Origin of the sequence: Thalassospira sp. MIT1004 (assembly GCF_001858545.1) — a bacterium.
GTDB classification, from domain to species: Bacteria; Pseudomonadota; Alphaproteobacteria; order Rhodospirillales; family Thalassospiraceae; genus Thalassospira; species Thalassospira xiamenensis.
Window position 1 is genome coordinate 41,127 of record NZ_MCAO01000046.1, and the last position, 12,739, is coordinate 53,865.

Genomic DNA, 12,739 nt, shown 5'->3' on the forward strand with positions numbered 1-12,739 from the left:
ACTGCCTTATAATCCGGCTGCTGACGCAAATTCGCCAAGTGTTTTGAATACAAGTCGGAAAAGAATCTCATCCGACTGACCAAGGTCCTGATCTTCGTAGAATGTTCTTCTGACCCGTCCGTCAAATACGAAGCATTCGTCTTCGTAAACAAAGCCGAAACCGTATTCAAGAGGGTCGTTCTGATCAAGATCATAGCGACTATATGCCATCCCCGACCAGAATTCGCTGAACTGGCGCTCCGCGCGGAAGTAAATTTCTTCGCGTTGTCCTAACTCGTTGCTGCCAGCGTCTTCAGCAAAGTGAACGTAATCCAGATTAAGGCGTAACGTTTCCTTTTCACCCAAACCTGCTGATACCTGATTTCGGCGTGTCGAGAAATCTTCATTATCAAGCCGGAAGCGATAGGTCAGGTCGACATATTTGTTTGGAGAGACGGTTACTCTGCCGACATAATCCGACAGATGATCTTCGAGGCCTGAGCCTTCTTCAAAGGTATCGCCCTTGTTGGCGCGATAGCTTTGACCGAACATGGCACTGGTATATCCTCCTTCCTCGCCGTAGACCCCCCATTCAAGGCCGTAGCTGGTTCTAAAACCGTCTTCTGCACGGTCGATACCGCTATATCTGTCATGTGAGAAAATATTGATGTCATCAAACTCGAATGACTGGGAGTCTTCATTCGGAATCTCGTTCGGGTTTCCGCCGTTTGGCGACCATGCGGCCATGACAATCGGTTTGACGATATGATGGTAGCTGCCCTGATTGTTCACAAATGGCATATTCCAGTCTACGGCTGCCAATGGAAGAATTCGGCCTGCATATCCGTCGTAATCCTGTTGACCGTCTCTTGATACATCCGAAACCAGGTAATTGTCGGTGCGAATGGACATCGAGAGCTTTGTTACGTCCCCAAGTGATCCGATATAGGGCAGTGCCCAGCCTGCTTTGGCGGAAAGGCGATGAGAGTCCGCCCCTTCTTCCCGGGTGAGTGACAAGGCATCCAAATCAAGGGTGGTGTAACTGCCATATTTCGCCGGAGCCGTTTGACCGTGGAATTGTGCGTGTGGCAAAATGATGGGTGTCGTATCCCGATCATCTTCGGCTTTTAGCCCTTGGAAATAATAGCCGTCGACACGGCTATAACTGGCCCCTCTGAAACCCTCGGTGAACAGGTTGGAGGTCAAAACAGATGGTGAGCCAAAACCATATCGGCTCATATAGGTCTTTTCAGAAGCCTGTTCTGCATCAAATCCCCACCGCCATGTTTTATCGATGTCAAAGCGGCCTTTTGCATCAATGTGCCCCTGAAAGTCGTCCGTATCGTCACTGGTAACACTACTGACAACTTCCATTTCACCGCTGTCAAAGCGTTGGCGATACTCACTGGCGAGAACCGGGCCTTCGTCCGTTGTGTAGATAGGACGAAGGGTCAGATCCTTGCTTTGATCAATAGCCCAATAATAGGGCAATTCGAAGAACGATCCGACATAACTCGTGCTACCAAAAGATGGTGCCAAAAGACCTGATTGACGTTTAACTGTTGGATCAGGATGCTGGAAATACGGCGAATAAAGAACCGGAATTCCTGCAAATTCCAGTCGGGCATCTTCGTATTCCACGGTTTTTTCTTTGGCATCGTGAAGAACACGGGCTGCTTTGATGCGCCAAAGCGGTGGTGTTTCCGGATCGTCTTCGCAAACCTTGCAAGGAGAGTAAACCGCCTTGGCAATTTCGGTAAAATTCCCGCCGCTTCTGCGCGCGCCGGTACCGGCAATTCGAGTGTTTTCATCAAGAAGAACATAAATGTCTTCAACAATGCCTTCCTTGAAATCACCCGAGAGTTCGACATGACTTGCAAACGTCACTTCACCGGTTGGTTCGGTAATACTGACATTGCCAGACGCCGTCAGCACGTCCTGTGATCTGTCATAGCTGACTGTATCTGCCAGCAAAATACGACCATCCCGCGAGATTTCGACATTGCCGCGCGCTGTTACCGTTTGAAGTTCCCGGTTATAGTCAACTTCATCCGCACTGAAAAGAATCTTGGACTGTTCGTCGTTTGCAGTGGTCACTTCATCGGACTGCTGTGCCTTGGCGGCAATCGAATATGTTCCGGCCAAAGCAAATGCACAGCCCAGGATGGTCCCCGTTGCCAGTCTTTTTATCATTCCCCCTGTATGAGCCATTCAGCTAGCCGTCCTCCAGATGAAGCAAGGTGGAAACTCCCAATAGCAAAGATATACCTGCAGGTGCCCAAGCCGACAAGACGGGCGGGATTCCACCTGAAACGCCAAGTGCTGAAATGACATCGGTACAAAAATAAAGAATGAAACCGGTCGCAACACCCCCACCGATAACAAGAGATGCGCGGCGACGTCGAGAAAATTTAAGACAGAATGCAGCGGCAATCAGAACCATTGCGCAAAGCAGCAATGGACGCGACAGCAAACTGTGAAAATGGATGCGATGGCGAGTTGCGTTGAAGCCGGCGCGTTCCAAAAGGTTGATAAACGGCTTCAGGTCCCAGAACGACATCGTTTCGGGAGATGCAAAACTGTCCTGGATTTTTCGTGCGGTCAGATTTGTGGGCAACATCAATTCGGATGAAAACTCACTAGTCTGTCCCGGATGGAAGGTCCATGCGTCATAGAAACGCCATGTGCCGGGCTCGAGAACTGCACGCTGCGCATCAATTCTGGTTGTGAAATCATCCGCATTCTGAAAACGGAAAACGGTGACGTTCCGCAAGTCAACTCTATCTGTTGCCTGCCCACGAACTTCGCGGGCATATATTACGGCCTGTCCATCCTGCGTGCCCTGACGCAGCCATAATCCGTTTGACGAGAGATTCATGACACTGCTGTTGCCCTGAAGATATCGGGCCTCGAGCGTTTCGTATCTTTGTAGCAAAATTGAAGATAGCGGATTAAGCGCCATAACCTGAATGGAGCCTAGTAAAATCGCGCACATGATTGGCGGAAGTAGGAATTGCCAGGCAGAAACACCTGCTGCACGTGTGACGACAAGCTCCTGATTGCCAGTAAGCTTCCAGAACGAAAACATCGATCCGAACAAGACAGCAAACGGCAGGACCTTCTCTGTCATGAATGGAATTCGACTGGTTGCCATTTGAAACACGATACCAACCGTCGCATCTGGGCGTCCACCGGCGCGACGCAGCAACTCGATTGTATCGCCGATCAGGATCAATCCGATCAAAAGGGCGAGAATTCCCAGAATCGATATCAGAACATGTTTGCCGAAATACCAGGTTAGGGTCGGTGAGATTCTCATGCTGGAACCTCGTCCCGGCTTCCAGCCTTCGCACGGATTTGCGGTCCGCGGAATGTCCAGTAGAGGCCCCCTGCGATTGGAAGAAGCGCATTCAAATACATAAGGGGGACAAGGTCGGGATTCTTTGCAGCAAGGTTCTTCATTGCAATGCTGATCACCTGGAAGACGATCATAATTGCAATCGCAAATAAAAGGCGCCCGGTCTGCCCCCTGCGAGAGAAGCTGCTTGAAACCAGAACTGCCAGTGCAATGCTTGCAAAGCCGATGGAGTATAGCGGTGAAAGTAGCCGATCATGTCCTTCAGCGCGAAATGAGCCAATGTCATTCGGCAAAACATCAGGCGGCATGGTTGTTAGAAGATTGGATACGCTTCGTTCACGCGCTTCTCTGTAACGAAGGGCCGGATCTTCTGCATTATGCGCAATATCGACAGCATAGCGGTCAAAATAGAGGATCGACATCGTGCCGTCCTTCGTGTTGACTTCCTGGCGGTTTCCATCAAGCAATACGATCCGCGGACCATTTTCCGTGCGAACGAGCGCACCATTTTTGGCCATCATTGTGGCCTGTTTGTTTGGATCTCTGGCATCATGGACAAGAATGCCAAGTAGCTCGTTATCCTGCCCGACTTCCCGGATATAGACTGTCAGACCGTCAAGGTCGGTAAAGCTGCCTTCCTGCAGCAAAACGGATGAGAAATCGTTGCGGATTGAGAACTGCAGTTCTTTGAATTGCTGGTAGCTGTAAGGCAGATAAAACAGCGTCAGGAAATAACCGAAAGCGGCGGTCAGCAATGCTAGTATGAGTGTCGGTTTTGCAAGAGCCCACTGGCTTAACCCGGCGGATCGCATAACGATCAACTCGCGGTCCTGAATAAGTTTGTTATATGTGAAAACTACAACGAAAAAGAGCGAGATCGGTAAAATAATCGCCAAAAAGCTTGGAAGCAGCAGAGATGTTAGCTGCAAAAATACCGATACCGAAAGGCCGCGGTTCACAATCATTTCAATGAAACGCAGGCTTTGCGACAGCCAAATGACACATAGCAAGCCAAGTGTCACAAACACCATCATGATGAACTGCTGTTTCAGTATATATCGGGTTAAACGATTCATTGGCCGGATTATAGAGAAGCGTTCAAAAACCGAAACAGGAAATTAGGGGTAAATCCCGGCAATTACACTGTTACGCGACGGGGCTGGCTGATTGCAGTGGAGTATGCTGCAAACGATTGCCGTTAAAGGCGAAAGTAACCTCTTCTGGAGAATCTGTTCCGGAAGAGGTTGGGTGGATTTCAACGGCAACGCTGTGTCAGAATAATGGCGCGGTTTCATGCAGCAATTCGTGTCGTGTATTGGCGATCTGCTGTGCCATGAAATCGGATTCGGGAACGATTTGCGCCAAAAAGAAGTTACAGCTTAGGCCCTTTGCTTTGGCAAAGCCCTCTTCAATGTCGCTATCGGTCAGTTTTTCCAAAGAGCGGAACATTAACCAACCTGCCACACAAATCGAAGTCTGCCGGAGGTAGGGGGAGGCGATAGCCTGAGCGAGGCCAGATGAGTTTTTGCACCTGGAGAGGATATCTTCTGTGGTTTGTTCCAGTTGATCGATGGCATGGCCGAACATCCGCGCCGCTTTAGACAAATTGTCATCAAGATGCGGCTTGGATACAGACATACGCATTTCGGTAATCAGTGACCGCATCGCGGCTCCGTTATCACGAAGGAGCTTCCGGCCGATCAGATCCAGTGCCTGAATGCCATTTGTGCCTTCGTAAATTGGGGCAATTCTCGCGTCACGCAGATGCTGGGCTGCGCCTGTTTCCTCGATAAAGCCCATACCGCCATGAACCTGAATGCCAAGGGATGCGTTTTCCACGCCCAGATCCGTTGACCATCCCTTGACCATTGGGATCAGAAGGTTTGCGCGCGTTTGCGCCTTCGTGCGTTCATTTTCGTCTTCATGATGATGAGCAATATCAAGTTGCGCCGCGGCATAAAGTGAAAGCGCGCGGGCGGCTTCGGCGGTTGAGCGCATTCGGATCAGCATGCGCTGGACGTCGCCGTGATGAATGATGCTTTCATCCTGCCCGGTCGTCGGAGATTTCCCCTGTTTGCGATCGCGTGCGTAGGATACAGCTTGCTGATAGGCGCGTTCTGAAATCGCGACGCCCTGTTGCCCGACGGCAAGACGGGCGTTGTTCATCATTGTGAACATGCAAGCCAAACCGTGGCCTTTTTGTCCGACCAGATAACCCTTGGCACCCCCGTTGTCTCCAAAGGAAAGAACAGCGGTCGGGCTTCCATGGATACCAAGCTTATGTTCGAGTGATACACATTTCACATCGTTACGCTCACCTGGTGTGCCATCGGCGTTCACAACGAACTTCGGCACAATGAATAGCGATATACCTTTGACCCCGTCTGGCGCGTCCGGTGTCCGGGCAAGCACAAGATGAACTATGTTGCTTGTCATCTCGTGATCGCCATAGGTGATAAAAATCTTTTGTCCGGTAATCCGGTACGAACCGTCATCTTCTGGCTCGGCCGTGCTGCGAACCTTTGAAAGGTCGGAACCGGCCTGCGGTTCGGTAAGGTTCATAGTGCCGGTCCATTCGCCACTTATCATGCGTGACAGATAAATTGCGCGTTGCTCGTCCGATCCATGTGCGGTCAGAAGTTCAATGGCGCCGGCGGTAAGCATGGGGCACAGGGCAAAGGCCATATTCGCCGAATGCCAAAGCTCTCCTACGGCGGCACCTAAAAGCAACGGCAACCCCATGCCGCCCTCGGTCTGCGGGGCGCTTATGCCCTGCCAGCCGCCTTCACAGAATTTATCATAGGCATCCTTCCAGCCGGTCGGAGTTCTAACATGGCCATCAGTTTGAAGAACCGAACCTTCCTGATCCCCAATGCGGTTTAAGGGCGCCAGTACGCCAGAAGCCAGTTTCCCTGCTTCTTCAAGAATGGCATCGACAAGGTCCGGACTGGTTTCTGCGAAGGCCGGGATATCCGAAACGGTTTGCAAACCGATCACATTGTGGATCAGGAACCGCAGATCATGGAGTGGTGGCGTATAGTCGCTCATGGAAAAAGACGTCTCCCTGAATTGTGAGGCGCCCGCTCGGTATCGCCCTCGTTTCGGGGCTTTGTTGCTATATAGCATAATCACAAGGCGGGAGAAGATCGAGTCTGTTTCCTTCTGAAAGTACCAAATTACTCTAAGCTATTAGTTGGATGTTCTTCTGGAAAACCAGTGAGTGTTGCGCCGCACTCCTGGCGGTAATATATAATGGTTCCGATATAAATCAGGTGTGAAAACCGTTGCAGGGTCGCCATTCGGGCTTTGGCAAGCTAGACTGCCCTTCCGGTGATCGGGACACGATCTGAAGAACAAGAAAACACAGGAGTATGGCGGTGCTGCGCAAAGGAATATTACCAATTTTGCTTGCGGTGGTGATTTCATTTGCCGGAACGAGGTTGGTGGCGTGTGCTGGTCCGGTTTGGCCAAGCGATGATGAACAGCAGTTTCTGGATGCCTACCGCGACTATGTTGGCGAAAGTGCGACCAGCGACCAATATGATCGCGCCGATAAACTGTTCGTCGAAGCGGTTCAGGTTCTTTCCGATACCTATGTGGAAAATATTGATCGCCCGGCGTTTGTCGAGCGCGCGATTGCCAGTTTGCCAAATCTTGAAACTGATGATCACACGCCAGGCGGCATCGTTGGTGCTGTACTCGACGAAAGCCTGCACGACCTGGACCCGCATAGCGCATATATGACCGACGATATGTTCCGCCGTTTGCAGGAAAGTACTGAGGGAAGTTTTGCCGGTGTTGGCATCGTGATTTCGCAGGATGAGGACAAGCTGATCCGTATCGTGTCACCGATTGACGATACACCTGCCGCACGGGCTGGCCTGCAACCCAATGACCGGATCACGCATATTGATGGTCATGAAATGAAGGGCGAGCCCATTGCCGAGGCTGTCCGTCTTATGCGCGGTCGCATCGGAGACCCGGTGACACTGTCGATACAGCGCAAGAAGGAAAACTTTGACGTCACCGTGAAACGTGCACGGATCGAGGTGCCGTCGGTTACCGCATCAATCATCGATAACGATTTGGCCTACATCCGTGTGTCGCGTTTTGATGCCAGCACATTGGATCAGACACGCGAATATCTTGAAATGCTGGAAAACAGGATTGGCTCACCGCGGGGCGTAATCGTTGATTTGCGACGCAACCCGGGTGGATTGCTTGATAGTGCCGCCGATATTGCCGATCAATTCCTGAGCAAAGGGCTGATTGTTGCGACCGAAGGGCGGGGCGAACGTAAATTGCGCAGCTATGAAGCAGACAGCAGCGATTATTTTGACGGTGCGCCCATGGCTATTCTGCTTGACCGTGGATCGGCGTCTGGCGCCGAATTGATGGCGGCCGCCCTGCGTGAAAACGGGCGAGGTGTCATCATCGGCGAACAGTCGTTTGGTAAAGGTTCAATGCAACGCATCATGCCGTTGACTTCTGGCGGTGGTCTTAAAATCACGACTGGCTATTACACGACGCCGGAAAACCACATCGTGCAGGGCAATGGTGTTGTCCCGGATATCGAAGTCAAACTTCCTGATGCCGAAGAGTTCGAGCGGGAGGTTGATCTTGAGCACGCCTTGCCGCCGCGTCGCCGCGATCCGCGCAAGGTTCTTGCATCAATGGATGCAGCAAGTTGCGAACGCGATATAGAGGTTACCCGTATCGGCAAATCTGCAACAAATGATAACCCGTTGGACGCCGAAGGCGATGGCGAGGCCAAAGCCAAGGAATTGCAGCGTGATACTGTTCTTGAATGCGCCGTGGGCTATTTCAGTGACGGTAAGCTTGCTGTGTATAGGGATCAGGTGGAGCCACTTTTGCGCGCGGGGCTCTAATTGCGATAAATTGTCAAAAAACGCGGCCCTGCAAAAGGCCGCGTTTTTTGTGTGTTTTGAAAGGTCTGCGGTGCTGCTTATCCACGCGCCAGAAGATCAATCAGGCTGGATGTATCCCAACGGTTTCCTCCACGCTCCTGAACCTGCGCATAGAATTGATCAACAAGCGCGGTTACCGGCAGGCGCGCGCCATTGCGCTTCGATTCTTCAAGGCAGATCCCAAGATCTTTACGCATCCAGTCAACGGCAAAGCCAAAGTCAAACTTGTCTTCGACCATTGTCTTGCCTCGGTTTTCCATCTGCCAGCTGCCAGCGGCACCTTTCGAAATCACATCAAGAACCTTTTCCATATCAAGGCCAGCCTTGCGACCGAAATTCACACCTTCGGAAAGACCCTGAACAAGGCCTGCGATGCAAATCTGATTCACCATCTTGGTCAGTTGGCCCGATCCGCTTTCACCCATCAGCTTGCAGGAGCGGGCAAACGCGTCAATAACCGGTGCCGCGCGGTCAAATGCCGCCTGATCACCGCCGCACATGACGGTAAGAATGCCGTTTTCAGCACCCGCCTGTCCGCCCGATACGGGGGCATCGATAAAGGAAACACCGGCATCTTTGGCGGCCGCATATAGTTCGCGGGCGACATCGGCTGATGCTGTTGTGTTGTCAATCATCACAGCATTTTTTGCCGCCCCGGCGAGAGCACCGGTCTCGCCGAGGACGACGCTTCGCAGATCGTCGTCATTGCCAACGCAAATAAAAACAAATTCTGCCCCGTTGGCGGCTTCGGCCGGGGTAGGGGCGGATTTTCCGCCATATTCGCCCGCCCATTTATCTGCTTTTGCGGCGGTGCGGTTGAAAACAGTAACGTCGTGCCCTGCCTTTTGCAGGTGGCCGGCCATGGGATAGCCCATGACGCCCAGCCCGATAAATGCACATTTTGCCATTTCGTGCCTCCCGTGAATTGGTCGTACCAGTAAAGGAGGCAGCCTTCCGAATGTCAATGCAAGGGAATGTCACGGAGACAATGTTTCCACGATCCGGAATACATATCGGTCATATCTCAGTCGTCGAGTGCCAGTTCCTCGCTTACGGTGTGGATGATCCGGCGATCATAGGTCAGAAGTTCTGATCGTTTCCCCGGATATTCGAACTGGGACAGGTAATACCGGATGGCATTGACGCGCGCACGTTTCTTGTCATCGGATTTGACAATGATCCAAGGACTGTCGGTGGTCGAGGTATGGAAAAACATCTCGGTCTTTGCTTCGGTGTAGGCATCCCAAAGATTTTGCGATGCCAGATCAACCGGGCTTAGTTTCCATTGTTTAAGCGGGTCTTGTTTGCGCTGATCAAACCGGCGCGCCTGTTCTTTTTTACTGACCGAAAAATAGAACTTGGTCATGTGAATGTCGGAACGGATCAGCATGCGCTCGAGCGCCGGGACAGATTGCAGGAATTCGCTGACTTCGAACATGTTGCAGAATCCCATGACACGTTCAACCATCGCCCGGTTATACCAGGACCGGTCAAACAGGACGATTTCGCCGCCAGATGGCAGATGTTCAACGTAGCGCTGGAAATACCATTGAGTCAGCTCCCGGTCATTCGGTTTCCCGAGCGCAACCACACGTGCGCCACGCGGGTTCAGATGTTCTGTGAAGCGTTTTATCGTGCCACCTTTTCCAGCGGCATCGCGGCCTTCGAAAATCACCAGTGATTTGATGTTCTCAGCCTTAACCCAGTTTTGCAGCTTGAGAAGTTCGATATGCAATGGCGCAATGAGTTCAAGATACTGTTTGCCATGCATCTTTTTCACGCGTGCTTTGGGATCGGCGTCGATGTCAGGCGGGACATAGTCTCCGGGGGTGTCTGATTCCGGGGAAATGCTTTTCTTTGACGGGCGATCATCAAGGCGATCCATCGTCATGCTTTCAGCATCAAGTAAAAAACGATCACGGGCTTCGCTATCAAGGCTGGAAAGATCGGGATGCTGTTTCGAAGCCCTGCGGCTGCGCGCCGTATTTTTCACCGCCTTGCGGATCGAATTGTCACCGCTTTCCGTCTTTTTCGTCGGGTTGTCTTTCTGTTTCGCCGCCATACTGTAGATGCCCTGCAACTTTAATGGGAAATTACAGTGACATAAATGCGTCATGATCGAAAGGGGGCGCAAGGAGGTAGATCAAATCCGGTTCACGGATAGGATTTCGATCATGGCGCAGGTGGGGCGATGTCAAAGCGGATAGGATTTCCGGTATTCGGCCTCGGCATCACTTCGCGACAGACCGATATCAGAAAGCTGGGCGTCACTTAGCCGCATGAGAGCGCGACGCTGTGCGCGTTTGGCAAGCGTATCCGCGATTGTGCTGAATACTGTGTTGATAACGTTTTGCAGCGATGTGGTTGGCGGGTTTGTGGCTCTGGTGTTGGTGTGGCCAGAAGGCGTCTGGCAATATGCATGTGCCATAATCGTTCTCCTGAATTGAGTTCTTCTAATGGAGTTTACGTTTGTTGAAGCCATACTCCTCTTAAATCAGGTAGGTGACAAACGAGTATTTCTCGGGTTATGTATTAGATTATCTAATGATTGTGGATTTGAGGCGAACATGCGCTTACCCCCATTGCAGTCTTTGCGTGCCTTCGATGCCGCTGCGCGACATTTGAATTTTACCCGCGCCGCCGAGGAACTTTTCGTTACCCAAGGGGCGATCAGTCAGCAGATCCGTCAGCTCGAAGAATATCTTGGATTTCGTTTGTTTTTCCGTTTGCCAAGGCGGTTGCAACTGACCGAGGAGGGGGATCGTCTGGCGAGGGCAACGTTTGAAGGCTTTTCACGCATCGCAGGCGAAATCGACAGCCTTCGCGCTGTGGAAGAAGCCGGTGTTGTCACCGTCAGCGTATTGCAATCTTTCGCTGTCAAATGGCTGGTGCCGCGGCTTGGGCATTTTCGTGAAGCACATCCTGATATTGATGTTCGAATCCACGCTGATGATCGATTGGTTGATTTCCGCAATGAAGGTATTGATCTTGCTGTTCGTTTCGGCCGAGGCCGGTATCCCAACCTTTATACCGAACTGCTGATGCGTGATGAAGTTTTCCCGGTTTGCAGCCCGGATTATCTGGCATCAAGTCCGCCGCTGAACCGGCCTGCGGATATTGCCGGTCATCAGCTACTGCATGACGCCACATCGCATATTGAGCAACCGCGCGCTGCGGATTGGCAATTCTGGCTGGAAGGTGTCGGGGTTAAGGGAATTGATTTGCGACGCGGGCTTCGTTTCAATTCTGGCGACATGGTCATTCAGGCAGCCCTGATGGGGCACGGGGTTGGCATGGCGCGAACCAGTCTTGCCGCGCAGGACCTGAAAGCCGGTTTGCTTGTTCGCCCATTTCCGCAAACCGTTGCGTCAAGTTGCGCCTATTATCTGACCTGTCCCGAGGAAAACCTGAACCGGCCGCGTGTACAATCCTTTATTCGCTGGCTGAAGGACGAAGTTGCCGCAACCCTCAAGGATATCGAGGAAAACCAGCCGGCCTTGACTGTCATCACCCCCGATCCGGGAAAATCGTAATCCGGCTCAGAGAAGGCCGAGCTCGCGCAATTCATCTGCCATGTCTTCGGGAAGTGCTTCTGCGCCACCGGCCTGCTTTTCATCTGGCGGACATTTGTCTTCTGAAAGGTAACGCCACCCCTGAAAGGCGCGGTGCGGCCATGTGCGCGTTTCGAAAAGTTCCGGGTCCAGGACGATGCGGCAATGCTTGATGCGCTCATCGTCAATGAATTCTTCCAGATCGACAATGCGCTGACGTGCGCGAATTGCCCCCTTGATCACCCAATAGATCGATCCGCCGGCCAGTATTTCCGCTTTGCGTTTCGGAGTCATTCGGGTGGTATGATAAATTCGTCCATGAAGGTTCCCGAAATAGGCCTGCCATTGGCGCAGGGTTTCGGGGCTTTCCGTACCAACACTTAGTTTGATCAGATGGAGGGGCATGGTTTGGTCATGTTCTTTCAGGCGAGATAGGATGTTATCTGACCTAGAAGTCATGGGGAATTTGGTCAAGTGCTGAGTATTAATAACATTAATAATTTGTATTTATATGTATTTCACAAAAAAACTTGACCAATAGTCGGCAATCATCCAAATTCTGGCGCAGAAAATGTCCATAGACAGGACATCACCAGAGAGATTTACAGGCTGAGAGAACCGAATGTCCCTGCAAGTTGTCACGGCAAACCGTCTTGGTGACGGGTTGGTGGTTTTCCTGACCGCGGAAGGCGGTTGGAGTGAAGACATCGATCAGTCTCGCGTTGCCGACGGAAAAGAGGCGGGTGACGCCCTGCTGGCAGAGGCCAGTGCACCTGAGCTCGATACTGTCATTGTCGGACCTTATCTGATCGAGGTGGAGCAACAGGACGGTGGACTGGTTCCGACAAAATACCGTGAAGTTCTGCGCACCAAGGGTCCCAGTGTGCGGCAGGATCTCGGCTATCAGGCCGGGTAAGGAGAGG

11 protein-coding genes are annotated in these 12,739 nt (G+C 51.9%); 3 read left to right on the plus strand and 8 right to left on the minus strand.

Annotated features, from left to right (window positions below):
- Window positions 1-6: 6 nt before the first annotated feature.
- The 4 genes from lptD to BC440_RS20190 all read right to left on the minus strand — a co-directional run bounded on the left by lptD (window position 7) and on the right by BC440_RS20190 (window position 6,385).
- Window positions 7-2,190 (minus strand): LPS assembly protein LptD, encoded by a 2,184-nt coding sequence (gene lptD / locus BC440_RS20175; RefSeq protein WP_247643620.1) that lies wholly within the window; start codon window positions 2,188-2,190, stop codon window positions 7-9.
- Window positions 2,191-2,194: 4 nt separating this feature from the next.
- Window positions 2,195-3,298, minus strand: a complete 1,104-nt coding sequence (lptG, locus tag BC440_RS20180; protein ID WP_007090341.1) for an LPS export ABC transporter permease LptG — start codon at window positions 3,296-3,298, stop codon at window positions 2,195-2,197.
- A complete protein-coding gene (gene lptF / locus BC440_RS20185) occupies window positions 3,295-4,413 on the minus strand; it encodes an LPS export ABC transporter permease LptF (protein ID WP_278371520.1) in 1,119 nt (372 codons plus the stop codon). The genes lptG and lptF overlap by 4 nt, the downstream gene beginning before the upstream one ends.
- 196 nt (window positions 4,414-4,609) lie before the next feature.
- Window positions 4,610-6,385 carry an acyl-CoA dehydrogenase gene (locus BC440_RS20190; protein ID WP_071241157.1) on the minus strand — a complete coding sequence of 592 codons (1,776 nt, stop codon included), beginning with the start codon at window positions 6,383-6,385 and terminating at the stop codon, window positions 4,610-4,612.
- A gap of 323 nt (window positions 6,386-6,708) precedes the next feature.
- On the opposite strand from BC440_RS20190, the gene BC440_RS20195 reads away from it, so the two are divergent.
- Entirely contained in the window at window positions 6,709-8,226 is a 1,518-nt protein-coding gene (locus BC440_RS20195) for a S41 family peptidase (protein ID WP_071241158.1), read from the plus strand.
- Window positions 8,227-8,303: 77 nt separating this feature from the next.
- On the opposite strand, the gene BC440_RS20200 is transcribed toward BC440_RS20195, so the two are convergent.
- From BC440_RS20200 to BC440_RS20210, 3 genes are all read right to left on the minus strand, one after another.
- The gene (locus BC440_RS20200) at window positions 8,304-9,230 is read right to left on the minus strand and encodes an NAD(P)-dependent oxidoreductase (protein ID WP_278371519.1); all 927 of its coding nucleotides are present in this window, start codon (window positions 9,228-9,230) and stop codon (window positions 8,304-8,306) included.
- 59 nt (window positions 9,231-9,289) lie between these two features.
- Entirely contained in the window at window positions 9,290-10,327 is a 1,038-nt protein-coding gene (ppk2, locus tag BC440_RS20205) for a polyphosphate kinase 2 (RefSeq protein WP_037987980.1), read from the minus strand.
- 132 nt (window positions 10,328-10,459) lie between these two features.
- The gene (locus tag BC440_RS20210; RefSeq protein ID WP_007090335.1) at window positions 10,460-10,693 is read right to left on the minus strand and encodes a DUF1127 domain-containing protein; all 234 of its coding nucleotides are present in this window, start codon (window positions 10,691-10,693) and stop codon (window positions 10,460-10,462) included.
- Between the two features lie 139 nt (window positions 10,694-10,832).
- On the opposite strand from BC440_RS20210, the gene BC440_RS20215 reads away from it, so the two are divergent.
- Window positions 10,833-11,798: a transcriptional regulator GcvA gene (locus BC440_RS20215; RefSeq protein ID WP_071241160.1), complete on the plus strand. Its 966-nt coding sequence runs from the start codon at window positions 10,833-10,835 to the stop codon at window positions 11,796-11,798.
- Window positions 11,799-11,804: 6 nt separating this feature from the next.
- Here the strand turns inward: BC440_RS20215 and BC440_RS20220 are convergent, their stop codons facing one another.
- The gene (locus tag BC440_RS20220; protein ID WP_071241161.1) at window positions 11,805-12,221 is read right to left on the minus strand and encodes a DUF1489 domain-containing protein; all 417 of its coding nucleotides are present in this window, start codon (window positions 12,219-12,221) and stop codon (window positions 11,805-11,807) included.
- Window positions 12,222-12,438: 217 nt separating this feature from the next.
- On the opposite strand from BC440_RS20220, the gene BC440_RS20225 reads away from it, so the two are divergent.
- Window positions 12,439-12,732: a DUF2849 domain-containing protein gene (locus tag BC440_RS20225; RefSeq protein ID WP_007090332.1), complete on the plus strand. Its 294-nt coding sequence runs from the start codon at window positions 12,439-12,441 to the stop codon at window positions 12,730-12,732.
- Window positions 12,733-12,739 lie beyond the last annotated feature (7 nt).